The sequence below is a fragment of the Lactobacillus mulieris genome, assembly GCF_007095465.1.
Taxonomy (GTDB): Bacteria; Bacillota; Bacilli; order Lactobacillales; family Lactobacillaceae; genus Lactobacillus; species Lactobacillus mulieris.
In genome coordinates, this window is record NZ_SDGL01000008.1 from 73,102 (window position 1) to 98,688 (window position 25,587).

The following is a 25,587-nucleotide window of genomic DNA, read 5'->3' on the forward strand; positions in this document are numbered from 1 at the left end:
TTCTAGAATTTCGTGGAGGTATTCATGAAAAATAAGCGGAATCGGCTTTTTACTAATGGCCTTTTCTATATTGTTATTTTCTTGTTAATGCTTTGGGGAATAAACTGGATGATTGGTGGCGGACAATCCGCTTCATCAAGTGAAACTGTTAGCTACAGCCAGTTTGTAAAAGACTTAAAGAACGGGAAAATCAAAGACTTTAGTATTCAGCCTGCAAATGGTGTTTATAGCATTTCTGGTTCTTATAAGAAGGCCAAAGTGCAAAAGAAAAAGACAACTAGTTATGATTTTCTAACTGGTGCATCAACTAGTGCTAAGATTACTAAGTTTTCAACAACTATGTTGCAAAACGACCCTACTGTTAAAACAGTAGAAAATCTAGCACAAAAACATGGTGCTAAGATTACTACTCAGGGAGAATCACAATCTGGATCATGGCTTAGTGCAATTATTACAATTGTGCCAACTATTTTCTTCATGGTTATGCTCTGGATGATGATGAACCAATCAGCTGGTGGTAGTCGCGGTGGTGGTGGTGTTCTTAACTTTGGTAAATCAAGAGTTAAGCCAGAAGATCCAACCAAGAACCGTGTTCGCTTCTCTGATGTAGCTGGTGAAGAAGAAGAAAAGCAAGAATTAGTTGAAGTTGTTGAATTTTTGAAAGACCCATCACGTTACTTAAAATTGGGTGCAAGAATTCCATCTGGTGTCTTGCTTGAAGGACCTCCGGGTACTGGTAAGACCTTACTTGCACGAGCAGTAGCTGGTGAAGCTGGCGTGCCATTTTATTCAATATCAGGTTCTGACTTTGTTGAAATGTTCGTCGGTGTTGGTGCTTCTCGTGTTCGTGACTTGTTTGAAAATGCTAAAAAGACTTCACCAAGTATTATCTTTATCGACGAAATTGATGCAATTGGTCGTCGACGTGGTAATGGTATTGGTGGTGGTAACGATGAACGTGAACAAACTTTGAACCAACTTTTAGTTGAAATGGATGGTTTCCAAGGCGATGAAGGTGTTATCGTTATGGCTGCTACTAACCGTTCAGATGTACTTGATCCAGCCTTGATGCGTCCAGGTCGTTTTGACCGGAAAGTATTAGTTGGTCGTCCTGATGTGAAGGGTCGTGAAGCTATCTTACGTGTTCATGCCAAGAACAAGCCACTTGCCAGTGATGTTGACTTGAAGGAAGTTGCTCGTCAAACTCCTGGCTTTGTAGGGGCAGACCTTGAAAATGTTTTAAATGAAGCTGCTTTAGTTGCTGCTAGAAGAAATAAAACTGAAATTACAGCTGCCGATATTGATGAAGCAGAAGATCGTGTAATTGCTGGACCTGCTAAGAAGGATCGAATGATTTCTCAAGAAGAAAGAAAACGAGTTGCCTTCCACGAAGCTGGTCACTCAATCTGTGGTTTAGTTTTAAGTGATTCAAGAACTGTTCGAAAAGTAACAATTGTTCCTCGAGGACGTGCTGGTGGATATAACATTATGCTTCCTAAGGATGATCAATTTATCTTAACTAAGAAACAATTGATGGAACAAATTGTTGGTCTGATGGGTGGTAGAGCTGGTGAAGAAGTTGTTATTGGAGATCGCTCAACTGGTGCTTCAAATGACTTTGAACAAGCAACTGCTATTGCTCATAGTATGGTGGTTCACTATGGTATGACAGATGAACTTGGTATGGTTCAACTTGAAAAAGAAGGCCAAGCAGAATATGGTGTGAAGCCATATAGTGAAGCTACAGCAGCCAAGATTGACGAAGCAGTTAAGAAGATCTTGGATGAAGCTCATAAACAAGCTATTCAAATCGTTGAAGATAATCGTGACAAGCATAAGTTAATTGCTGAAGCTTTGCTTAAATACGAAACTTTAAACGAAAAGCAAATTATGGCTTTATATAAGACTGGTGAAATGCCAGAAGCAGATCAAAAAGAATTCCCAAGTGAATCTAAAGCTTCTACTTATGAAGAGGCAAAGGCTGCAATGGAAAAGAAAGAACATCAAAAGGATTCTGAAAAGATTGACTCCGATGATTCTTCAAAAAGTAAGGTAGCTGGTGAAAATTCTGAAAATGACATTACTGAAGAAAAAACATCAGTTGATGCAAATGATGAAAAAACACCAGAAAAACCAACCGATAGCGAAAACCAAGACTAATAAATAGGGCCGTAAGGCTCTATTTTTATGGAGAAAACTAATGAATGATTATTTAATTAAGGCAATTGATAAAACTAAAAATTTACGCTTGTTAGCTGTTACAAGTAAGAATTTAGTTAGCGAAGCACAAAAGCGTCACGATACTTGGTCAGCTTCAAGTGCTGTTTTGGGAAGAACATTAACAGGTGGGCTTTTGCTAGCAGCAGCTAGTTTAGTTGATAAACAAGAATTGACAGTTCGTTTGATGGGAAACGGTCCAGTAGGTGCTTGTGTAGTCACTGCTAAGAGTAATTTTACTGTAAAAGGTTATATTTCAAATCCACATATTGCATTACCACCACGAAGTGATGGTCATATTGATGTTAAGAAAGCTGTTGGTGAAGGTTGGCTTCAAGTAACAAAAGACCAAGGATTAAATGAACCTTATACTGGTGAAGTTCCAATTGTCAGTGGAGAGATTGCAGAAGATTTTACTTATTATTTGGCAAAATCTGAGCAAATTCCTTCTGCAGTTGGCTTATCTGTCTTTGTTCAGGCTAATAACACTATTGGAGCAGCAGGTGGCTTTATGTTGCAAGCCTTGCCAGGAGCTAGTGATGAGTTGTTAAGTGTAGTTGAACAAAGAATTAAAGAATTACCAAATATTTCTAGTTTATTTTTAGAAGGCATTACACCTGAACAGTTAGCTGAAAAGATTCTAGGCGATGATTGCAAAATATTAGAAAAAGACAAAGTGGCTTACGCTTGTGATTGTTCCAAAGAAAAATTTAGTCATTTGCTGGCAACATTGAAGAAAGCCGACTTGCAAGAAATGATTAATAAAGATCATGGTGCAGAACTTACTTGCCAATTTTGTAAAGAAAAATATCATTTTAGTGATACAGAATTAAAAGCAATTCTAGCTGAACAACTTGAAAAATAACTTTAATGATTTTGGAAAGGCCTGAAAGTTTTACCTTCAGGTCTTTTTTGTTATGATATTAGAGTAATTTGAAAGGAAAGAAGAAAAGTGACTAATACAAATAGCTGGAAAATTCGTGATATCACAATTCCCAACCGGGTCGTAGTTGCTCCAATGGCTGGCGTTTCTAACTCTGCTTTCCGGGTTGTTTGTAAAGAATTTGGCGCCGGACTTGTAGTATGCGAAATGATTTCTGATCATGGGATTATTTATCGTAATAAAAAGACACTAGATATGCTTCAAGTTGCACCAGGTGAACATCCAATGAGTATTCAAATTTTTGGTGGCACTGAAGATACTTTGCTTGAAGCTGCGCAATATATTGATCAACATACAGCAGCTGATATTATTGATATTAATATGGGCTGCCCTGTTCCTAAGGTAACCAAAACAGATGCTGGGTCTAAATGGTTACTTGATGCCAATAAGATTTATCAAATGGTTCATAAGGTTGTTCAAAATGTTGAAAAGCCAGTCAGTGTTAAGATGCGCCTGGGCTGGGATCGCAAACATATTTTTGCAGTCGAAAATGCGCTAGCTGCTCAAGAGGCAGGAGCAAGTATGTTAGCAATGCATGGGCGAACTCGAAAGCAAATGTATCAAGGTGAAGCTGATTGGGAAACTTTGCATGAAGTTGCCAATGCCTTGACGATACCATTTGTTGGCAATGGAGATATTACTAGCCCAGAATTAGCAAAGAAAATGATAGATGAAGTTGGTGCAACAGCTGTTATGATTGGGCGTGCAGCTTTAGGTAATCCATGGGAAATTAAAGACATGGTTCATTATCTTGAAACAGGTGAAAAGTTGCGTCCACAAACAGTTCGTGAAAAAATAGAAACTGCTAAGCATCAGCTCGATGGTCTGGTAGAATTAAAAGGTGAGAAGGTTGCTGTTCCAGAATTTCGTCAGCAAGCTGCTTATTATTTGAAGGGAATTCCCCGTTCAGCCAGAACTCGTGCTAAAATAAATGAAGTCTGGACTCGTCAAGAAGTTTATGACTTGCTTGATGGTTTTGTAGAAGAATACGAAAAACGCGAAGCTGCTAAAAAGGCACGGCAAGCTATGAAAGACTAATTGTTATGGAGGATTTATAAATTGGCAAAGAATGAACTAAATGACCAATTAATCGTTCGTCGCGAAAAACTTGAAGAATTACGCGAAAGCGGTCTTGAACCATTTGGTAGAAAATATGAAAGAACAGATTTAGCTCGTACTTTAGATGAAAAGTACAAGGGCGAAGATAAAGATGAATTAAATGCAGATATGCCTCAAACCAAAATTGCTGGTCGTATGATGGCCAAGCGTGGTAAGGGTAAGGTTGGATTTGCTGATATTTATGACCGGACTGGCAAGATTCAAATTTACGTACGTAAAGATATTGTTGGTGAAGAAAATTATCAAATTTTCAAAAAGTCTGACTTAGGTGACTTCTTGGGAATTGAAGGTGAAGTTATGAAGACCGATACTGGTGAGCTTACTGTTCGTGCTCACCACGTAACTTTCTTATCAAAGGCACTTCGTCCACTTCCTGATAAGTACCACGGTTTACAAAACGTTGAACAAATTTACCGTCAACGTTACCTTGACTTGATGACTAACCATGATTCATACATGCGTTTTGTTCACAGAACTAAGATTATTCAAGCCATCAGAGATTACTTGAATAATAGAGACTTCTTGGAAGTTGAAACACCAGTACTTCACAATATTCCAGGTGGTGCAGAAGCTCGTCCATTTATTACCCACCACAATGCTTTGGATATTGATTTATACCTTAGAATTGCCTTGGAATTACCACTTAAGCGTTTGATTGTTGGTGGTATGGAACGAGTTTACGAAATTGGTCGGGTATTCCGTAACGAAGGTGTTGACACTCGTCACAACCCTGAATTTACTGAACTTGAAACTTACTGTGCCTACTGGGACTTCCACGATGTGATGGATGAAGCAGAAGGTATTATTAAGGCTGCTGCTAAAGTGGTAACTGATGATGGTAAGGTAAACTACCAAGGTACTGAAATTGACTTAGGTAAGCCATTTAGACGGGTTCACATGGTTGACTTAATCAAGGAACAAACAGGTGTTGACTTCTGGAAGCCAATGACTCTTGATGAAGCTAAGAAGGTTGCTGAAGAACACGGCATTCACGTTGAACCATTCTGGAAGGTGGGCCACATTATCAACGCCTTCTTTGAAGAATTCGGTGAAAAGTCAATTGTTAACCCAACCTTCGTATATGGTCACCCAGTTGAAATCTCACCACTTGCTAAGAAGAATGCAGATGATCCTAGATTTACTGATCGTTTTGAAATTTTCATTATGGGTATGGAATATGGTAATGCTTTCAGTGAATTGAACGACCCAATTGATCAAAGAGAACGTTTTGAAGCTCAAATGGCAGAACGTGATGCAGGTAACGATGAAGCCGATGTTATTGATGAAGACTTCGTACGTGCGCTTGAATACGGTATGCCACCTACAGGTGGGTTGGGAATTGGTATTGACCGTTTGGTAATGCTTTTGACTGATGCACCAGCTATTCGTGATGTATTGCTCTTCCCAACTATGCGTCCTGAAAGAATTCATGACGAAGAAAAAGACATTGATTTAGATAAGTAAAGATAATAAAAATGACTAGCATTGGGCTAGTCATTTTTTTACGCAAATTTTAATCACGTATTTATTGAAGTTTACTGTTTTTGTTAACTTGTTGAATTAGATTTATAAATTCTGAATGTATATCTTTTTGATTTAAAAAATCTGCAAATTCAACTGATTTTTTCAAGTTGTTCCAAGCGTTAAAATCTTTTTTTTGTGAATAAATGAGTAAATTAGCTAAAAACGTTCTTTTTAATTCAATATGCAAAAAATCGTTGTTTACTTTTATTTGATTAATTTGATTGAGTAATTTTCGAGCTAATGTATAGCTTTTTCTGAGTATTAGGATAGTTAGCGAATTTAATAAAGCTTGAAAAGCAATATTGTATAAAGATGAGCCACTTTCATTCATTTTCCCCCAGGGTTCAATACGTGACCATTTATTTAAAAGCAATTTAGAAAGAGCGTAATTTTTTTTGTTAGATAATAAAGAAGTGCAATTTTCGAAAATACTAATATGTTTTTGTGTCCATTCAGGTGTATCAGATAAGAAGCTGATAATTTTTAGCTGATACTTGGGTAAAAGTAAATTTTCATTGCTAATAAGGTGATAATAATTACAAACGATTGCCATTAAGTATAAATTAGAAACCGTTCTTTTTTGTTCATAGCGTTTTATTTGTTGGGTGCATAAGGTCTTAAGACCTGTAACATCACGAGCTAAATATAATTTACGCATTTTTTTTAGAATAGGAGAGGGCTTAGAAATGTTAGCTAATTTAAAAAATTCTTCTGGAGTTAAGTGAATTCTTTTTAATAATTCAATAAATTTTGCAAAAGGAATATCCCCTTTTCCGTTTTCCCAATGTGATAAAGAAGCAACTGAAACGATATCTCTTGCTGCATCTTTTTGAAGAATTTTCTGTTTGATTCGTATTTTTTTATATGTTTTTCCGTACATAATGATATCCCTTTCAGAAAAAGCATGTTACTTTTTTAAAATTATAAATTTAAATTCTTCTACCGTATAGTATATCAAACACACAGAGGATTTTTTTATATGACGATTTCAATATATTGAAGTTAAAAAAGCTTAGTTGAAAAAATTTAGTAAAATTTTTGTATCAATAAAAAATACAGCGGAAAGTTTAATAATTAAAATTTTCATTTTGTATATTATTAGGGCCCTTTTTGTTGATAATTATATATTTCTGAGGAGGAAAATAATGAAATTGTTTAAAAAGAATAATGTTACAGCTATGGTTGTTGCAATGGGATTAGTTACTGGATTAACAGGAACTGCTTTAGCAAGTGCTTCCGGCTATTGGACTATTACTCAAGAAACAGTTGGAGCTAGTGGAGCATGGAGTTCATTTGGAAACGCAAACTTGAAACAATCCTCTGATAATGTTGCGTCCTTTAATGGGGATTCATTGCCAGCTTTTTTTGGCTATAATGTTAGATTAATTAATGCGAATGGTGCTGGGCGATCTGATTGGGTAAATTTGAAGAAAGATCAAACTACATATGCACATAATAATTCAGGACTAAAAGGTTATTACTACTATGCTGATGTTAGATCTCAACCCTATGAGCCCAATTTAAGCACAGTAAAAACACATTTTAGTGCAGATAGAAAATAATATTTAATGTAAAAGGGATTCTTATTAGAATCTTTTTTGCATTTTGAAAGGATAAAATATGCTCTCTAAGAGAACAAATAAAATAATCATCATAGCTTTACTTGGATATTTAGTATTCATTACTTATCTTGTTTTATCAGCTATCAATTCAGAACTAAGACCAAGAACGACTGTAGATGCTAATAGTTTTATCTATATGTTTAACGAGGTTCAACCATTTGGAGTTTATTCTAGTTTCTCACTCATATTAGCCTTATTAATCTTCCCGATAGTTGGCTCATTTGCTCCAATTTTTATTAAGAATAATAATGGAATTACTAATGTTTTGCAGCGAAGTGGCTATGCTAAATTTCTGAGAAAGGCAAGCTGGCAAACTTTTCTTTTAGGTATGTCATTCTCCCTCTTGAGTGAGATTTTTGAAATCATCTTAATTAATTGGAATTATGCACCTATTGCCTTTACCAATAATAGTTTTTATTTGGGACAATTTTTTAATACCTTTTCAAAAAATAGTTTAATTCAGCTGCTAGCATATATGGTTACTTCTTCAATCGGTTGGGGGATTTTTTCGGTATTTATTTTTGCTTGTGGACTTTATATTAAGAAAAATCCGCTCTTCATAGTTTCAGGGGCAGTATTAGGCTTGATTTTGCTTCTTTTACCGACTTTGTATGGAATGATGAATTATTTCTTGTATGCTGTGGCTAATGTAACTGAGATTAGTACTTTAATTGCACCAGGAATGATTAGTTTTGCTGGTCAAAAAGCACCAGGTGGAATTATGATTATCTGGATAATTAGTGCGATATTATTTGCTTTAATAGCGTGGATTTTAATGATGACTTGGCAGAAAAAACAATTGCGAGGTAAATAATGCCAACAAAAACAAAAAAATATATCAGATACTCTTTAATTGGTGTTTTGGCACTAAGTTTCTTTGCATATTGGCTTTTGATTGCTGGTATGAAACCAAAGTATGACATCATATTTGCAGTAAGTTTTCAGCACGGACTATCTATTTATTTGCAAAGTCTGCTTTATGTATTAGTGTTTTTTCAAGTGTTGATTGCTAGAAAAGTAAGCAATGCAATTGCTGTAAGAAAGCAAACAAAAAAGGTTATTTCCAAGTTAGCTGGCTTAATAGTGTTGGAATGGTTACTTTTTTGGATTCCTTTTTTAGGAAGTTACTATTTATTTAAGAGTCATAATTTCTTTAAAATGGGAGACTTTAAATTTGGGCTGTGGATACTTCTTGCTCATATGTTATTAATGCTCTTTTTGATGTTGAGCTTACTATTAGCTTATAGGCTACCATTTCCTTATATCATTATTACTTTAGTAATAGCTATTACTTGGTCATATCACTTATGTTTTGAATTTACATTAATCCTTCCAAAATATAGTAAAATATTCGATCCCCTTTATCGTGCTACCCACTATATTTATTTAGGAATTTGTCATATCTTTTTATAGAAAGGTCGAAAAATGTTAAAGATTGATAATATCAGCAAGCAATTTGGTAAAAAACAAGTATTAAAAGATGTCAGCTTAGAACTAAATCCTGGAGAAAGAGTTCATATTATTGGAAAAAATGGCTCTGGTAAATCAACGATTTTTAAAATTATAACTAATATTTTGAAAGCTGATGCTGGCCAAGTAGAGTTAACTGAAAATGATTATGTTGGGGCATTAATTGAAAATCCGGGTTTTCTAGAATATGAAAGTGGATTAGAGAATTTAAAGTTTTTAGGTAATTTAAATCATAATTATGATGAACAAGTAGCTATGAAATTAATGGAAAAATTTGATTTAGATCCTAATGACCTTCAAGCTGTAAGCAAATATTCAATTGGGATGCGCCAAAAGTTGGGCATTATTCAAGCTATAATGGAAAACCAAAATATTGTTTTACTTGATGAGCCTACTAGAGGAATTGATAAAGAGGGTGTCGCAACATTTGTTAAACTCTTGGATGAGCTGAAACAAGAAAAGCGCGCTGTAATTATTGCTAGTCATGATGAAATTCCAGGGTTGAAGTATGACAGAGAGTTACTATTAAAGAATGGAGAACTAGCAAGTGTCTAAGAGTGTTAAAGTATGGAGCTATACTCTTGTTACAATTCTTATTTTAGGATTAGCACGTGTTTACTTTAAGGAATTAGTGGGTTCACAATTATGGTTGGTTAATTTTGCAATAACAACTAAAACTCTCAAATTGTTTTCCCTAGGAGCTACACTTTACTTTTTTGATGTGGTTATGGCTTTAAGTGCAGTTAGTGAATTTGAAGAGATAGCTACTTTTCTCTGGGTTAGGGAGCTTAGTTTAATTAGATTATGGCGAGCTTTTGCTAGTCGTTTTATTAAATATTTTGGTAGTTTGTTGTTAGTTCACTTGCCTTTAATTAGTTGGCAGAATATGAGCTTTTCTTTGTTAAGCTTATTGGGAGAAGTTATTGTCTGGGGAGTAGCAGTAAGTATCGGATTTTCTAAAAGTAATAGTATGAGCCAAAAGATTTCAATTCCTTTATTGTTTGGTGTATTGAGAATTTTGGGAATGTTAATAGGCTAAGGTGAAAATAATTAAAAAAGTGCTTGCAAAAAAATTCCGCTATGGTATATTAATAAATGTGCTAAATGACATGCGGAAGTAGTTCAGTGGTAGAACATCACCTTGCCATGGTGGGGGTCGCGGGTTCGAATCCCGTCTTCCGCTCCACGAGATGAGGATTCACAGCAGTGAATCCTTTTTTGTTAGCTTCGGGAAATAGCTCAGCTTGGTAGAGCGCTACGTTCGGGACGTAGAGGTCGCAGGTTCAAATCCGGTTTTCCCGATAATTATTCAAAAAAGTCTTTGCAGATTAATAATTTTTTGATATAATACTTTCTGTTATGCGGAAGTAGTTCAGTGGTAGAACATCACCTTGCCATGGTGGGGGTCGCGGGTTCGAATCCCGTCTTCCGCTCTACGAGAAAAGGATTCACAATAGTGAATCCTTTTTATTTTACTCAAAAAGTATATTAATTATTTTTTTAGACTTCTTTTGATATAATTATTAAAACAAAGGGGGTCTTTTTTTGAAAAAGAAACTTAATTTCGGAAATATCGTCCTGAAAACTTTGATGTCGATTGTGGGCGTGACAGTTTTATCAATTGGTGCCACTTTCCTTCGTGGTGGTAAGGTAGGACTTGATCCATTTACTGCGATCAATACAGGGATTTCTAACAAGCTTGGGCTAGGCTTAGGAGTTTATCAGCTAGCAGTTAACTTTGTAATCTTTTTACTGATTTTGTGGCTTGATCGCAAAAAAATTGGAATTGGAACTTTTGTTAATATGATTTTAGTGGGATTTGAAATCCAGTTCTTTACGCAAGTATATGAGCAGCTTTTCCCCGAAAAAATCACTTTTTTAGTAATTGTAGCTGATACTGTTATTGGTTTACTTCTTTTTACGCTTGGCTCTTCTCTTTATATGGGACCGAAATTAGGAGTTGCTCCTTATGATGCAATTGCACCAATTTTTTCGAAGCGATTAAACTCTTCATATAAGATAACTAGAATTATCCAAGACGTTCTGTTTATGGTGGGCGCTTTAATTATGGGTGGACCAGTTGGTTTTGCGACTATTATTGTTGCTTTCTTTACTGGGCCATTAATTACTTGGTGGAATGAGCATGTAAGTGATCCTTTAGTAGATTTTATTGATCACTTAACTCGTCCAGATACTAGAAATAAGGTTACTGTTCTTTTATCTGCAATGGGTCGGAGAACTTATGAATCAGTTGCTAGAACTTATGAAGCTACTGAGGTTATGCAAGCAAGACTAGGACGCTATTCTAATTCTGACTTAAAGACTCAGCAAAAGATTGCTCGTCGCAATTTGGCTAACTCTAAACAAACTTATGAAAACTGCCTTGCTCAATATAAGATGATTGAAGAAGAATTAAATAAGAGAAAGAATCAATAAATTTAAACAGAAAATTTTGTTTATTAAGTAATTTGATTTACATTAGAATTAAGAAAAAGTACAATATTTTAGTTGATTTTTGAAAGGCGGGTTAATAATGGAATATTCTTACAGTAGTAGTGCTAATCAAGTTTTAGCAATTGCAAAAGAACAAGCACAAAATTTTCAACACAGAATGATTGGTACAGAACATGTTTTACTTGCCTTGGTAATTGAATCAAGTGGGGATGCAGGGAAGATTTTACGACAATGGAATGTGACTAGTGGTGACGTTCGCCGTGAAATTGAACGCTATACAGGATATGGCTCCGCATCTAAATCTTCATATATGGAGATGTCACCGCGCTTAAACATGACACTAAATTATGCTAAAAGAGCCGCTCAAGATGGTGGGACAAAGGAAGTTAAAACTTTGCATATCTTATTGGGATTAATTTCTACAGAACAAGTTTTAGCGGCTATGATTTTGAAAAACTTGAATGTTGATTTAGATCACTTGCGCCAAGATATTCTGGATGATTTATCAGAAGATAGTGGTGATTTAAGTCAAGAAAGTGATGATTTCTTTGATAATTTGGGCTTAAATCAAAACAAGGGAAAGGGTAATTCTAAGACCCCAACTTTGGACAGTGTATCAATTAATTTGAATAAGCAAGCTCGTGAAGGAGAAATTGATCCTGTTATTGGCCGTGATTTAGAAACTAAGAGAGTTATTCAGATTCTTTCACGCCGTACTAAAAATAATCCCGTTTTAGTTGGGGAACCAGGTGTTGGTAAAACAGCTGTAGCTCAGGCTATTGCTAGCTGCATTGTTAAAAAAGAAGTTCCCGAAGATTTACTTGATAAACGAGTTATGGCTCTAGATATTGGGAGTTTAGTAGCGGGTACTAAGTATCGGGGCGAATTTGAAGACCGAATGAAAAAAATCTTGAAAGAGATTCGCACCGATGGAAAGGTTATTTTGTTTGTTGACGAAATGCATACTTTGATTGGTGCTGGTGGTGCAGAAGGAGCAATTGATGCTTCAAATATTTTAAAGCCATCGCTTGCTCGTGGTGATATTCAAATGATTGGTGCAACAACTTTTGATGAATATCAAAAATATATTGAAAAAGACCAGGCTCTTGCTAGACGTTTTCAACAAGTAAGAATTACTGAACCCTCAAAAGAAGATACTTTGCATATTTTGGAAGGCTTAAAGCCAAAATATGAAGGCTTCCACCACGTACAAATTACTGAAGCTGCTTTAAAAGCAGCGGTAGATTTATCTACTATATATTTGAGTAATCGCTTTTTACCAGATAAGGCAATTGACTTAGTAGATGAAGCTAGTGCTACTGTAAAAATTAATAATGCAGTTGGTTCTAACAAAGAATTGCAAAGTCTTGATAATCAACTCAATAAAGTTGCTAAGCAAAAGAGAGCAGAAGTTGAAAAACAAAACTTTGTTCAAGCAGCTAATTTACAAGCTGATGAAGATAAGCTAGAAAAACAAAAACAAGCTTTATTAAATAAGTTGAAAGAAAGTGCTTATCGAAAAGCTGTTGTTAACGAAGAAGATATTGCTCGTGTTGTATCAGAATGGACTGGCGTTCCAGCAACTCAGATGAAGAAAGATGATACTAGGAAGTTAATTAACTTAGAAGCAACCTTACATAAGCGAGTAATTGGACAAAACAAGGCTGTTCAAGCTGTTGCTAAAGCAATTAAGCGTAGTCGAAGTGGGATAAAGGATGAGAATCGACCAATAGGCTCATTCCTGTTTTTAGGTCCTACTGGTGTTGGAAAAACTGAGTTAGCTAAGGCAGTTGCTTCAGCAGTGTTTGGCAGTGAAAACAACTTAGTTAGAGTTGATATGTCAGAGTATATGGATACAATTGCCTCAAGTAAGTTGATTGGCTCAGCTCCAGGCTATGTGGGATATGAAGAAGGCGGACAATTAAGTGAACAAGTTCGGCGTCATCCGTATTCCGTGGTTTTATTAGATGAAGTTGAAAAGGCCCACCCAGATGTCTTTAATTTGTTATTGCAAGTGTTAGATGATGGCTTTTTGACAGATTCTAAGGGGAGAAAAGTGGACTTTAGAAATACTGTAATTATTATGACTTCTAATTTAGGTTCACGTTCATTAGTTAGTGATAAGACTGTAGGTTTTACTACAAGCGAAGTGAGCCAAGAAAAAGAACGTATTTCTAAGGTACAAGCGGCAACTAAGGATTTCTTTAGGCCAGAATTTTTAAACCGAATTGATGCAACTATTGTCTTTGATCAATTACAAAGTAGTGATTTACGGAAGATTGTTACTTTGTTAACTCAAAAAGTGGTTGCTCGTTTGGCTAAAAAGCAAATTACTATTAAGTTTTCACCTGCAGCACTTGATGTTATTGCAAAAGCAGGCTTTGATCCTGAAAATGGAGCACGTCCTTTAAGACGCGCAATTCAAAACTTAGTAGAAGATAAGTTGTCAGATATGCTCATTAGTTCTGAACTTGTATCTGGACAAACATTAAAAATTGGAGCTGCCAAAGGTCAGCTAAAATTTACTGTTTCAGAAACTAAAAAAGCTGTATTAAGTAAGTAAGATCAAGGTTTTGCTATTGACAAAAGCACCAATTTTTTGTTATAATCGTTTTGATTTTCAAAAAGGCTGATATTCAGTAGCTTGCTGATCTATTGTCCAGTAAGCTGATAAGAACAAAAACGACAAAACGTGTTGTTTTTGTTTTTTTATGCTCAAAAATACCAGTTTTTGAATTTGTAACACAAATGTAATATTTGGTTTCTTTTGCAAAAGAAAGGATGTTTTCCTTGGACGGACATTTAGTGAATTACGGTCAACACCGGACAAGACGTAGTTTTTCTCACATTAAAGAAGTAGTTAAATTACCTAATTTGACTGATGTACAAACCGAATCATATAAGTGGTTTTTAAATGAAGGTATTAGCGAAGTATTTGAAGATATTATGCCTATTAATGATTTCTCAGGTAAGTTATCTTTAGACTTTGTTGGTTACAAGCTTCAAGATGCTAAAAGCACTATTGATGAAGCACGTAATCACGATGCAAATTATGCTGCTCCACTTCGTGTTACTTTAAAGCTTACTAACCACGAAACTGGCGAAATTAAGACACAAGACGTATTCTTTGGTGATTTACCATTGATGACTAGATCAGGTTCATTTGTTATCAATGGTGCGGAAAGAGTTATTGTTTCCCAACTTGTTAGATCACCAGGTGTTTACTATAACTGTGATGTTGATAAGAATGCACGCCAAATTTTTGGTGCTACTGTTATCCCTAACCGTGGTGCATGGTTAGAATATGAAACTGATGCCAAGAATATTTCATACGTACGTATTGACCGTACTAGAAAATTACCTATTTCAGTTTTAATTAGAGCACTTGGTTTTGGCTCAGACAGTGAAATTCAAGATATTTACGGGACAAATGATACTTTACAATTCACTTTAGAAAAGGATGTACATAATAATCCTGCTGATAGTCGAGTTGCTGAAGCTTTGAAAGAAATTTATGAACGACTTCGTCCAGGTGAACCTAAGACGACCGATTCATCTCGTTCACTTTTGTTTGCTCGTTTCTTTGATTCACGTCGGTATGATTTGGCTCCAGTTGGTCGTTACAAGATTAACAAGAAACTTTCTTTAAAGAGCCGCTTACTTAATCAAACTCTAGCTGAAACTTTAGCAGACCCAGATACTGGTGAAATTATTGCCAAGAAGGGAACTATTGTTACACATGCTGTAATGGAAACTCTTGAAAAGTATCTTGATCGTGACGACTTTAAGATGGTTACATACACTCCATCTGATGAAGGTGTAATGCAAGATCCAATTACTGTTCAAGAAATTAAGGTCTTTTCAAAGGTTAACCCTGAAAGAGAAGTTAAGTTAATTTCAAATGGTCACATTGATGCTGATGTAAAATGCATTACTCCAGCAGATATTTTGGCTTCTATTAACTATTTCTTCGTTTTACAAGATGAAATTGGTTCTACTGATGACATTGACCACTTAGGTAACAGACGTATTCGTCGTGTTGGTGAATTATTGCAAAACCAATTTAGAATTGGTTTAGCACGGATGGAACGTGTTGTACGGGAAAGAATGTCAATTCAAGATCCTGATACAGTTACTCCACAACAATTGATTAACATTCGTCCAATTGTGGCTAGTGTGAAGGAATTCTTTGGTTCATCACAACTTTCACAGTTTATGGATCAAAACAACCCATTAGGTGAATTGACTCACAAGAGAAGAATGTCTGCTTTAGGACCTGGTGGTTTGTCAAGAGACCGTGCTGGTTATGAAGTTCGTGACGTGCACTATACTCACTATGGTCGTTTATGTCCGATTGAAACACCAGAAGGTCCTAACATTGGGTTGATTAACTCAATGGCAACATATGCAATTATTAACAAGTATGGTTTCATTGAAACACCATATCGTCGTGTTTCTTGGGAAACTCATAAAGTTACAGATAAGATTGACTATTTAACAGCTGATGTAGAAGATAACTACATTATTGCTGGTGCCAACACTCCACTTAATGAAGATGGCTCATTTAAAGAAAATCTTATCTTAGCTCGTCATAAAGATGATAATGTCGAAGTTACTCCAGATAAGATTGACTACATGGACGTTATTCCTAAACAAGTAGTTTCTGTAACTTCTGCATGTATTCCTTTCCTTGAAAACGACGACTCTAACCGTGCTTTGATGGGGGCTAACCACCAAAGACAAGCTGTTCCATTGATCAACCCACATGCTGCTTTAGTTGGTACTGGTATGGAATATCGTGCTGCTCACGACTCAGGAGATGCTTTAGTTGCTGAAGCTGCAGGTGTAGTTGAATATGTTGATGCTGATCAAATTAGAATTCGTCGCGAAGATGGTACTTTAGACAAGTATGAACTTGAAAAATACCGTCGTTCAAACGCTAATAAGAACTACAATCAAACACCTAACGTTAAGAAAGGCGAAAAGATTGTTGAAGGCGAAGTAATTGCTAACGGTCCATCTATGGCCGAAGGTGAATTAGCTTTAGGTCAAAATCCACTTATCGCATTCATGACTTGGAATATGTACAACTATGAAGATGCCATCATGATTAGTGAAAGAATGGTTAAAGATGACGTATATACTTCTATCCACATTGAAGATTACGAATCAGAAGCTCGTGATACTAAGTTAGGACCTGAAGAAATTACTCGTGAAATTCCTAATGTTGGGGAAGATGCCCTTAAAGATTTAGATGAACAAGGTATCGTTAGAATTGGGGCAGAAGTTAAAGATGGCGATATTTTAGTTGGTAAGGTAACTCCAAAGGGTGTTACTGAATTATCAGCTGAAGAAAGATTACTTCATGCTATCTTTGGTGAAAAAGCTCGTGAAGTTCGTGATACTTCATTACGTGTACCACATGGTGGTGGCGGTATTGTCCAAAACGTTGAAGTATTTACTCGTGAAGGTGGAGATGAACTTTCACCAGGTGTTAACACTATGGTAAGAGTTTACATTTGCCAAAAGAGAAAGATTCAAGTTGGGGATAAGATGGCTGGTCGTCACGGTAACAAAGGTACTATTGCTGTTGTTGTTCCAGAAGAAGATATGCCATTCTTACCAGATGGTCGTCCAGTAGATATCTGCTTAAACCCAATGGGTGTGCCTTCTCGTATGAATATTGGACAGGTTCTTGAATTACACCTTGGTATGGCTGCTCGTCAATTAGGTATTCATGTTGCTACTCCAGTATTTGACGGTGCTGACGAAGACGAAGTTTACAATACTTTACGTGAAGCTGGTATGAGTAAAGATGGTAAGACTGTCATTTATGATGGTAGAACCGGTGAACCATTCCACAACCGTGTATCTGTTGGGGTAATGAACTACTTGAAACTTGCTCACATGGTTGATGATAAGATCCACGCTCGTTCAATTGGGCCATACTCACTCGTTACTCAACAACCACTTGGTGGTAAGGCACAATTTGGTGGACAGAGATTCGGGGAAATGGAAGTTTGGGCCCTTGAAGCTTATGGTGCCGCATATACTTTACAAGAAATCTTGACTTACAAGTCAGATGACGTTGTTGGTCGTGTGAAGGCATATGAAGCAATTGTTAAGGGTGAACGAATTCCTAAACCAGGTGTACCTGAATCATTCCGAGTTTTAGTGAAAGAATTGCAATCATTAGGTCTTGATATCCGTGTTCTTGATATGGATCACAAGGAAATTGAATTGCGTGATATGGATGAAGATTCAAGTGAACATCTCAACATTGATACTCTTTCACGTTTAGCTGAAGAACAAGAAAAGAAGAAGTTGGCCGAAGAAGCTACTAAGTCTGAAGAAACAACTTCTGAACAAAGTGCAACAAGTTCTGTAGATCAAGCTTCTGATGATACAGTTTCTAAGTAGGAGGTTAAACTTTGATTGACGTAAACAAATTTGAAAGTATGCAAATCGGGCTTGCTTCACCTAATAAGATTAGATCATGGTCTTATGGGGAAGTTAAAAAGCCTGAAACCATCAATTACCGTACTTTGAAGCCAGAAAAAGATGGGTTATTTGATGAAAGAATTTTCGGTCCATCAAAGGACTGGGCTTGTGCCTGTGGTAAATACAAGGGTATTCGTTACCGTGGTATCGTTTGTGATCGTTGTGGTGTTGAAGTAACTTCTTCAAAAGTTAGAAGAGAACGCATGGGTCACATTGAACTTGCTGCCCCTGTAACCCATATTTGGTATTTCAAGGGTATCCCATCAAGAATGGGTTGGGTTTTAGATGTATCACCTCGTGCACTTGAAGAAGTTATTTACTTTGCTGCATATATCGTTATTGATGCTGGAGATACTGATTTAGAACCTAAGTCACTCTTAACTGAAGCTGAATATCGTGAAAAGAAGGCTAAGTTTGGTAACCGTTTTGTTGCTAAAATGGGTGCTGAAGCGATTAAGGAATTACTTCAAAATGTTGATCTTGACAAAGAAGTTAAGAGCTTAAAGGCGGAATTACAAACTGCTACTGGTCAAAAGAGAACTAGAGCAATTCGTCGTTTGGATATTTTGAATGCTTTTAAAGATTCTGGTAATAAGCCTGAATGGATGGTAATGGACACTGTTCCTGTTATTCCACCAGATTTACGACCAATGGTTCAACTTGAAGGTGGTCGTTTTGCAACTTCTGACCTTAACGATTTGTACCGTCGTGTTATTAATAGAAATAATCGTTTGAAGCGTTTGCTTGATTTACATGCACCTAATATCATTGTGCAAAATGAAAAGAGAATGCTTCAAGAAGCTGTCGATGCTTTAATTGATAACGGCCGTCGTGGTCGTCCAGTAGTTGGACCAGGTAACCGTCCACTTAAGTCACTTTCACACATGCTTAAAGGTAAGCAAGGGCGTTTCCGTCAAAACTTGCTTGGTAAGCGTGTTGACTACTCAGGTCGTTCAGTTATCGATGTTTCACCAAAACTTAAGTTCTACCAATGTGGTGTTCCACGTCCAATGGCATTAGAATTATTCAAGCCATTTGTAATGCATGAACTCGTTAAGCGCGGTGTTGCAACTAACATTAGAAATGCTAAGCGCAAGATTGACCGTGAAGATGATGATATCTGGGACATTCTTGAATATGTAATTAAGGAACGTCCAGTTCTTTTAAACCGTGCTCCTACTTTGCACCGTTTAGGTATTCAAGCTTTCGAACCAGTTTTGGTACCAGGTAAGTCAATTAGACTTCACCCACTTGCATGTGAAGCCTACAATGCCGACTTTGATGGGGACCAGATGGCCATCCACGTGCCACTTTCAGATGAAGCAGTTGCAGAATCAAGACTTTTGATGCTTGCTGCTCACCACATTTTGGCACCTAAGGATGGTAAGCCAATTGTAACCCCTGGACAGGATATCGTTTTGGGGAACTACTGGTTAACTCAAGCAGAACGTGGCCGTGAAGGTGAAGGAATGATCTTTAATTCACCAGCTGAAGCAACTATGGCTTATGCAAATGGTGATATTCACTTCCATACTAGAATTGGTTTAGCTGCTGATTCAATGCCTGAAAAGACTTGGCCCAAGGGTTATGAACATGGAGTTTTTGTAACTACTTACGGTAAGATGATTTTTAACCAAATCTTCCCTAAGGACTTCTTCTATGTAAATGATCCAACTCAAGATAACTTAACTCATCCGTTAGATGTTAAGTACTTCTTGCAACCAGGTGAAGATATCCATGAAAAATTAGATAATATGGACTTAGGTACTCCATTTAAGAAGGGATTCTTGTCTGATGCTATTGCAGCTGTTTACAAGGAATACAAGGTTCAAAGAACTTCTGACTTCTTAGATGACATGAAAGAATTAGGTTACACTGCATGTACCACTTCTGGTTTAACTATTGGTATGGCCGATATTCCTATGGTAAGCGATAAAGATGATATCGTTGCCAAGGCTCACAAGAAGGTTGATGTTGTTTCTAAGCAATTTAGACGTGGTTTGATTACTGAACAAGAACGTCACGACCGTGTAATCAGCATTTGGAATGCATGTAAGGATGAAGTTCAAAACGAAGTGGCTGGTATTTTCGACCCACGTAACCCTATTTCAGTCATGGCCGACTCTGGTGCCCGTGGTAACATTTCTAACTTTACTCAGCTTGCTGGTATGCGTGGTTTGATGGCCGCTCCTAATGGTGGGATGATGGAAATTCCTGTTACTTCCAACTTCCGTGAAGGTTTGACTGTTTTGGAAATGTTCATGTCAACTCACGGTGCTCGTAAAGGAATGACAGATACTGCCTTGAAGACTGCGAACTCAGGATACCTTACTCGTCGTTTGGTTGATGTTGCACAAGACGTAATTATTCGTGAAGAAGATTGTGGTACTGATCGTGGTATTACAGTTCATGCAATTAAAGAAGGCGACGAAATGATCGAACCATTATTCGATCGTTTAGTTGGACGTTATACTGCTAGAAGTGTCTTTGATCCGGAAACTCATGAAGTTATTGCACCTAAGGGCGTAATGATGGATGAAGAATTAGCTCAAGAAATTGTTGATCGTGGAGTCAAAGAAGTAACAATTCGTTCCGTATTTACTTGCAACACTCAACATGGTGTTTGTCAAAAGTGTTACGGTATGAACTTAGCTACTGGTGAAGAGGTAGAAGTTGGTGAAGCAGTAGGTACTGTTGCTGCACAATCAATCGGTGAACCTGGTACTCAGCTTACTATGCGTAACTTCCACAACGGTGGGGTTGCCGGTGCTGAAGATATTACTCAAGGTCTTCCTCGTGTTCAAGAATTGTTTGAAGCACGTAACCCTAAAGGTCGTGCAACTATCTCTGAAGTAACTGGTGTTGTAGCTTCAATTGAAGAAAATCCAGCTGAACATACTCGTGAAATCACTGTTGAGGGTAAGACTGATACAAGAACATACTCTGTACCATATACTGCAAGTGTTGCAGTTGCTGAAGGTGATGAAGTTGTTCGTGGTGATAAGTTAACACTTGGTTCTATTGACCCTAAGGAATTGATTAGAGTTAGAGATGCTTTGACTACTGAAAAGTATATCTTGAGTGAAATTCAAAAGGCCTACAGAATGCAAGGGGTAGAAATCGCCGATAAGCACGTTGAAGTTATGGCCCGCCAAATGCTTCAAAAAGTACGTGTACTTGATCCAGGTGAAACTGATATCTTGCCAGGTGAATTAATGGATATTGGTGAATTTAAGGACAGAAACAAGGAAGTTATTATTTCAGGTGGTATTCCAGCAACTGCACAAAGTGTAATCTTGGGTATTACTAAGGCAGCGCTTGAAACTAACAGTTTCTTATCAGCTGCTTCATTCCAAGAAACTACGCGTGTTCTTACTGATGCTTCAATTAGAAGTAAAAACGATCCACTTCTTGGTCTTAAAGAAAACGTTATTATTGGTAAGATTATTCCTGCAGGTACAGGTATGCCAGTTTACCGTTCTATGGAACCTCAAGCTGATGTACCTAAGCCACAAGCAGTATATTCAATTGCTGATATTGAACGTCAATTAGCTGAAGAAAATAAAATTGACTTAAAGAGTTTGAATAAAAACAAATAATTTAAGTTGACTTATTAAGAAAAGAACCATTAAGCAAATGCTTAATGGTTCTTTTTATGTAGTCATGAATTACATTAGTAATTTTAAAATACTTAAACTAAAAAATAAAAATGGTAAAAATGGCAGTGATAAATGTGTTTGGTTTTGTGCTTTTAATTTAGGATAGAGAGTTAAAACTGCCAGCGAGGCGAAAAGAAAAACAAGGTTGGCTAAATATTCTGAATAATAGAATGAAATTATCAAATAAAAGAATAAGTCTCCTAATCCAAATTTTTTTAGTAATACTAGAATTCCTAATGCAATAATCATGACAGAGGTTGCCAAAACTGATGTTATCAAAGTTGAGATTTGCTCAAAAAGTAGATCCTTAATAATCACTATCAGAAATGAAATTAGAAAGATTGAGAAGGGAATTTCTTGATAGTAATAATCAAAAATTGCCATCGTTAATAAAAGTAAACAAAGGAAAAATTCAATTAAACCACTTTTTGAATACCAATCTGTTTTTAGAAAGGTAATCCCACCCACGATTTCAATAAAAAGCAAAAAATGTGGGATTGGCTTTTTACAATGTCTGCAAGTCCCTTTTTGAAAAATAAAAGAAAAAATAGGGAATAATTCAGACCAAGTTAAAGGATTTTTACAAGATAGGCAATAACTACGACGCCATCTTAGCCCATCTTTTTGAACGATTACTGAAATGAATGAAGCCAAACAGGCTCCAAAATAAAAATTAATTATGTTTAATACCATTTTTTCACCTCGCAATAATTAAATACATAAAAATAACAAGATATTTTTTGGAAAGTGTAATTTTTTTAACTTGCTTTATTTTGAAAAGGGAGTACAATATCAATTGTGTATTTTTTAAATCATTTCCGTGAGGTCAAAAAGAAACTCCCGGATGTGTGAACAAAATTTAGGAGGAAAAATTAATGCCAACCATTAACCAATTGGTTAGAAAAGGCCGTCATTCAAAGACGACTAAATCTAAATCACCAGCTTTAAACTACGGATACAACAGCATGAAGAAGGAACAAGTATTTAATCCTGCTCCTCAAATGCGTGGTGTTGCAACTCGTGTGGGTACTATGACACCTAAGAAGCCTAACTCAGCTTTACGTAAATATGCTCGTGTACGTTTATCAAACTTAACTGAAGTTACTGCTTACATTCCAGGTGAAGGCCACAACTTGCAAGAACACTCAGTTGTTTTAATTCGTGGTGGACGTGTAAAGGACCTTCCTGGGGTTCGTTACCACATTGTTCGTGGTGCCCTTGATACTGCTGGTGTTGACGGCAGAAAGCAAGGTCGTTCTAAGTACGGTGCAAAGAAAGGTTAAGGAGGAGTTAAATAATGCCTAGAAAAGGACATGTAGCTAAGAGAACTGTTTTAGCAGACCCAATTTACAACTCAAAACTCGTTACCAAGTTAATCAACCACTTGATGATTGATGGTAAGAAAGCAAAGGCTTCTTCAATCCTTTACGATGCTTTCTCAATTATTCAGGACAAGACTGGTAAGGAACCACTTGAAGTTTTTGAAGAAGCAATGAACAACGTTATGCCTGTTCTTGAAGTTAGAGCTCGTCGTATCGGTGGTTCAAACTACCAAATTCCTGTAGAAGTTCGTCCAGAAAGAAGAACCACTTTAGGTTTAAGATGGTTAGTATCTTACGCTCGTTTACGTAACGAACACACTATGGATGAACGTTTAGCAAACGAAATCATCGACGCTTCAAATAACACTGGTTCAGCTGTTAAGAAGCGTGAAGACGTTCACCGTATGGCAGAAGCTAACCGTGCATTTGCACACTACCGCTTCTAATTTGTTGTCGTTAGTATTTAAGGAGAAAAATATATCATGGCTAAACGCGAATTTCCTTTAGAAAAGACACGTAACATTGGTATCATGGCCCACATCGATGCGGGTAAGACTACCACTACTGAACGTATCCTTTACTACACTGGTAAGATCCACAAGATTGGTGAAACCCACGAAGGTGACAGTCAAATGGACTGGATGGAAGAAGAAAAGGAACGTGGTATTACTATTACTTCTGCAGCTACTACTGCACAATGGAAAGACTACCGCGTTAACATCATCGATACCCCAGGACACGTTGACTTTACTATCGAAGTAGAACGTTCACTTCGTGTTTTAGATGGTGCCGTAACTGTTCTTGACGCACAATCTGGTGTTGAACCTCAAACTGAAAATGTTTGGCGTCAAGCTGAAACATACGGTGTTCCTCGTATTGTTTTTGTTAACAAGATGGATAAGATTGGTGCAAACTTTGACTTTTCAGTTAAGACTTTGCACGAACGTTTGAATGCAAACGCACATGCAGTTCAAATGCCTATTGGTGCTGAAGACCAATTTGAAGGTGTTATCGACTTAATTAACATGGTAGCTGATGTTTACGACGAAGATAAGCTTGGTGCTAAGTGGGATACTGTTCCTGTTCCTGATGAATACAAGGAAGAAGCAGAAAAGCGTCGTGGTGAATTAATTGAAGCTGTTGCTGATGTTGACGATGACATCATGGACAAGTACCTTGGTGGTGAAGAAATCACTAACGAAGAATTAAAGGCAGCTATCCGTAAGGCTACTTTGGATCTTAAATTCTTCCCTGTATTTGCAGGTTCTGCATTTAAGAACAAGGGTGTTCAAATGATGCTTGACGGTGTTGTTGACTACTTACCTTCACCACTTGATGTTAAGCCTTATGTTGCTCACGATCCTAAGGATGGTAGTGAAGTAGAACTTCTTGCTGATGACAGCAAGCCATTTGCTGCTTTAGCATTTAAGATTGCTACTGACCCATTTGTTGGTCGTTTGACTTTCATTCGTGTTTACACTGGTTCACTTCAATCAGGTTCATACGTATTGAATGCTTCTAAGAATTCACGTGAACGTGTTGGTCGTTTGCTTCAAATGCACGCTAACTCACGTACTGAAATTAGTGAAGTATTCTCAGGTGACATCGCTGGTGCTATCGGTTTGAAGAACACTACTACTGGTGACTCATTAACTGATCCAGATCACCCACTTATTCTTGAAAGTCTTGAAGTTCCAGATCCAGTTATCCAAGTTTCTATTGAACCTAAGTCAAAAGCTGACCGTGATAAGCTTGATGTAGCTCTTCAAAAGCTTACTGAAGAAGACCCTACTTTCAAGGCAGAAACTAATGCAGAAACTGGTCAAACTTTGATTGCAGGTATGGGTGAACTTCACTTGGACATCATGGTTGAACGTATGAAGCGTGAATTCCACGTTGAAGCAACTATCGGTGAACCACAAGTTGCATACCGTGAAACATTTACTAAGCCAACTAAGGCTCAAGGTAAGTTTGTTCGTCAATCAGGTGGTAAGGGTCAATACGGTGACGTATGGATCGAATTTACACCAACTAAGGAAGGCGAAGGCTACGAATTTGAAGATGCTATCGTCGGTGGTGTAGTTCCTCGTGAATTTATTCCTTCAGTTGATGCTGGTTTGCAAGAAGCTATGAAGAATGGTGTTCTTGCAGGTTACCCATTGATCGACGTTAAGGCTAAGCTTTACGATGGTAGTTACCACGAAGTCGACTCTAGTGAAGCTGCCTTCAAGGTTGCTGCATCTCTTGCTTTGAAGAATGCTGCTCCTAAGGCTGGTGCTGTAATTCTTGAACCTATCATGAAAGTTCAAGTAATTACTCCAGAAGAATACTTAGGTGACGTTATGGGTTCAATTACCGCTCGTCGTGGTAACATGGACGGTATGGAAGATCGTTCAGGTGCTAAGGTATTGAATGCTATGGTTCCACTTTCAGAAATGTTTGGTTACGCAACTACTTTGCGTTCATCAACTCAAGGTCGTGGTACTTTCACTATGGTATTTGACCACTACTCACCAACACCTAAGTCAATTCAAGAAGAAATTATTAAGAAACGTGGCGGAAACGCAGAATAATTTTTGATTGATATACATAAAACCACTACTTTTGGTAGTGGTTTTTTTGTATCTAATTATTTTTATTTAGGAAGCGCTTACAGTTAATGAAGATTAGTATTATAATACGCGTGGTGCTAGTTAAATCTTTCTAGACAATAAGCCAAATTATAAGCTAAAATTGCAATTTCCAACCGGCTTTGA

Annotated in this window: 18 protein-coding genes and 3 tRNA genes; 19 read left to right on the forward strand and 2 right to left on the reverse strand. The window is 36.9% G+C overall.

The features are described from left to right. The first annotated feature begins 24 nt into the window (after window positions 1-24). The 4 genes from ftsH to lysS all read left to right on the forward strand — a co-directional run bounded on the left by ftsH (window position 25) and on the right by lysS (window position 5,743). Window positions 25-2,160: an ATP-dependent zinc metalloprotease FtsH gene (gene ftsH / locus ETI37_RS04800; RefSeq protein ID WP_006585877.1), complete on the forward strand. Its 2,136-nt coding sequence runs from the start codon at window positions 25-27 to the stop codon at window positions 2,158-2,160. 40 nt (window positions 2,161-2,200) lie between these two features. Beyond that, the gene (gene hslO / locus ETI37_RS04805; protein ID WP_006585876.1) at window positions 2,201-3,082 is read left to right on the forward strand and encodes an Hsp33 family molecular chaperone HslO; all 882 of its coding nucleotides are present in this window, start codon (window positions 2,201-2,203) and stop codon (window positions 3,080-3,082) included. Window positions 3,083-3,169: 87 nt separating this feature from the next. Continuing rightward, the gene (gene dusB, locus ETI37_RS04810; protein WP_006585875.1) at window positions 3,170-4,198 is read left to right on the forward strand and encodes a tRNA dihydrouridine synthase DusB; all 1,029 of its coding nucleotides are present in this window, start codon (window positions 3,170-3,172) and stop codon (window positions 4,196-4,198) included. Window positions 4,199-4,219: 21 nt separating this feature from the next. Further along, window positions 4,220-5,743 (forward strand): lysine--tRNA ligase, encoded by a 1,524-nt coding sequence (gene lysS, locus ETI37_RS04815; RefSeq protein WP_022091075.1) that lies wholly within the window; start codon window positions 4,220-4,222, stop codon window positions 5,741-5,743. A gap of 61 nt (window positions 5,744-5,804) precedes the next feature. Here lysS and ETI37_RS04820 read toward each other — a convergent pair whose 3' ends face one another. Next, complete coding sequence (locus tag ETI37_RS04820) at window positions 5,805-6,683, reverse strand: Rgg/GadR/MutR family transcriptional regulator (RefSeq protein WP_006585873.1); 879 nt, start codon at window positions 6,681-6,683, stop codon at window positions 5,805-5,807. A gap of 265 nt (window positions 6,684-6,948) precedes the next feature. On the opposite strand from ETI37_RS04820, the gene ETI37_RS04825 reads away from it, so the two are divergent. The 12 genes from ETI37_RS04825 to rpoC all read left to right on the forward strand — a co-directional run bounded on the left by ETI37_RS04825 (window position 6,949) and on the right by rpoC (window position 21,449). Then, window positions 6,949-7,365 (forward strand): hypothetical protein, encoded by a 417-nt coding sequence (locus ETI37_RS04825; RefSeq protein ID WP_006587647.1) that lies wholly within the window; start codon window positions 6,949-6,951, stop codon window positions 7,363-7,365. A gap of 58 nt (window positions 7,366-7,423) precedes the next feature. Further along, window positions 7,424-8,239 (forward strand): hypothetical protein, encoded by an 816-nt coding sequence (locus ETI37_RS04830; RefSeq protein WP_006585871.1) that lies wholly within the window; start codon window positions 7,424-7,426, stop codon window positions 8,237-8,239. Further along, on the forward strand, window positions 8,239-8,838 hold the full coding sequence (locus ETI37_RS04835; protein ID WP_006585870.1) for a hypothetical protein: 600 nt from the start codon (window positions 8,239-8,241) through the stop codon (window positions 8,836-8,838). Before ETI37_RS04830 ends, ETI37_RS04835 begins: the two co-directional genes overlap by 1 nt. Before the next feature lie 12 nt (window positions 8,839-8,850). Continuing rightward, complete coding sequence (locus ETI37_RS04840; protein WP_006585869.1) at window positions 8,851-9,450, forward strand: ABC transporter ATP-binding protein; 600 nt, start codon at window positions 8,851-8,853, stop codon at window positions 9,448-9,450. After that, window positions 9,443-9,934, forward strand: a complete 492-nt coding sequence (locus ETI37_RS04845; RefSeq protein ID WP_006585868.1) for a hypothetical protein — start codon at window positions 9,443-9,445, stop codon at window positions 9,932-9,934. Before ETI37_RS04840 ends, ETI37_RS04845 begins: the two co-directional genes overlap by 8 nt. A gap of 72 nt (window positions 9,935-10,006) precedes the next feature. Beyond that, window positions 10,007-10,081 (forward strand) — tRNA-Gly (locus ETI37_RS04850). Between the two features lie 42 nt (window positions 10,082-10,123). Continuing rightward, a tRNA-Pro gene (locus ETI37_RS04855) sits at window positions 10,124-10,197 on the forward strand. A gap of 59 nt (window positions 10,198-10,256) precedes the next feature. Next, window positions 10,257-10,328 (forward strand) — tRNA-Gly (locus ETI37_RS04860). A 112-nt stretch (window positions 10,329-10,440) separates the two neighbouring features. Next, a complete protein-coding gene (locus ETI37_RS04865) occupies window positions 10,441-11,331 on the forward strand; it encodes a YczE/YyaS/YitT family protein (RefSeq protein WP_006587648.1) in 891 nt (296 codons plus the stop codon). A 97-nt stretch (window positions 11,332-11,428) separates the two neighbouring features. Beyond that, on the forward strand, window positions 11,429-13,912 hold the full coding sequence (locus ETI37_RS04870) for an ATP-dependent Clp protease ATP-binding subunit (RefSeq protein WP_143458466.1): 2,484 nt from the start codon (window positions 11,429-11,431) through the stop codon (window positions 13,910-13,912). Between the two features lie 218 nt (window positions 13,913-14,130). Then, on the forward strand, window positions 14,131-17,769 hold the full coding sequence (rpoB, locus tag ETI37_RS04875; protein WP_006587649.1) for a DNA-directed RNA polymerase subunit beta: 3,639 nt from the start codon (window positions 14,131-14,133) through the stop codon (window positions 17,767-17,769). A gap of 11 nt (window positions 17,770-17,780) precedes the next feature. Then, window positions 17,781-21,449: a DNA-directed RNA polymerase subunit beta' gene (rpoC, locus tag ETI37_RS04880; protein WP_143458465.1), complete on the forward strand. Its 3,669-nt coding sequence runs from the start codon at window positions 17,781-17,783 to the stop codon at window positions 21,447-21,449. A gap of 69 nt (window positions 21,450-21,518) precedes the next feature. Here the strand turns inward: rpoC and ETI37_RS04885 are convergent, their stop codons facing one another. After that, window positions 21,519-22,202, reverse strand: a complete 684-nt coding sequence (locus tag ETI37_RS04885; protein ID WP_006585862.1) for a prepilin peptidase — start codon at window positions 22,200-22,202, stop codon at window positions 21,519-21,521. A gap of 182 nt (window positions 22,203-22,384) precedes the next feature. Here ETI37_RS04885 and rpsL point away from each other — a divergent pair, with 182 nt between their 5' ends. From rpsL to fusA, 3 genes are read left to right on the forward strand one after another with little or no spacing between them, the layout of a single operon-like run. Then, window positions 22,385-22,792, forward strand: a complete 408-nt coding sequence (gene rpsL / locus ETI37_RS04890) for a 30S ribosomal protein S12 (protein WP_006585209.1) — start codon at window positions 22,385-22,387, stop codon at window positions 22,790-22,792. Window positions 22,793-22,806: 14 nt separating this feature from the next. After that, the gene (gene rpsG / locus ETI37_RS04895) at window positions 22,807-23,277 is read left to right on the forward strand and encodes a 30S ribosomal protein S7 (RefSeq protein ID WP_006585861.1); all 471 of its coding nucleotides are present in this window, start codon (window positions 22,807-22,809) and stop codon (window positions 23,275-23,277) included. 36 nt (window positions 23,278-23,313) lie between these two features. Beyond that, on the forward strand, window positions 23,314-25,404 hold the full coding sequence (fusA, locus tag ETI37_RS04900; RefSeq protein ID WP_006585860.1) for an elongation factor G: 2,091 nt from the start codon (window positions 23,314-23,316) through the stop codon (window positions 25,402-25,404). Window positions 25,405-25,587: the final 183 nt, after the last annotated feature.

Coding starts and splice junctions, on each gene's coding strand:
- ftsH (WP_006585877.1), top strand. CDS start 25: ATGAAAAATAAGCGGAATCGGCTTTTTACTAATGGCCTTTTCTATATT.
- hslO (WP_006585876.1), top strand. CDS start 2,201: ATGAATGATTATTTAATTAAGGCAATTGATAAAACTAAAAATTTACGC.
- ETI37_RS04820 (WP_006585873.1), bottom strand. CDS start 6,683: ATGTACGGAAAAACATATAAAAAAATACGAATCAAACAGAAAATTCTT.
- ETI37_RS04825 (WP_006587647.1), top strand. CDS start 6,949: ATGAAATTGTTTAAAAAGAATAATGTTACAGCTATGGTTGTTGCAATG.
- ETI37_RS04830 (WP_006585871.1), top strand. CDS start 7,424: ATGCTCTCTAAGAGAACAAATAAAATAATCATCATAGCTTTACTTGGA.
- ETI37_RS04835 (WP_006585870.1), top strand. CDS start 8,239: ATGCCAACAAAAACAAAAAAATATATCAGATACTCTTTAATTGGTGTT.
- ETI37_RS04840 (WP_006585869.1), top strand. CDS start 8,851: ATGTTAAAGATTGATAATATCAGCAAGCAATTTGGTAAAAAACAAGTA.
- ETI37_RS04870 (WP_143458466.1), top strand. CDS start 11,429: ATGGAATATTCTTACAGTAGTAGTGCTAATCAAGTTTTAGCAATTGCA.
- rpoB (WP_006587649.1), top strand. CDS start 14,131: ATGTTTTCCTTGGACGGACATTTAGTGAATTACGGTCAACACCGGACA.
- ETI37_RS04885 (WP_006585862.1), bottom strand. CDS start 22,202: ATGGTATTAAACATAATTAATTTTTATTTTGGAGCCTGTTTGGCTTCA.
- rpsL (WP_006585209.1), top strand. CDS start 22,385: ATGCCAACCATTAACCAATTGGTTAGAAAAGGCCGTCATTCAAAGACG.
- rpsG (WP_006585861.1), top strand. CDS start 22,807: ATGCCTAGAAAAGGACATGTAGCTAAGAGAACTGTTTTAGCAGACCCA.
- fusA (WP_006585860.1), top strand. CDS start 23,314: ATGGCTAAACGCGAATTTCCTTTAGAAAAGACACGTAACATTGGTATC.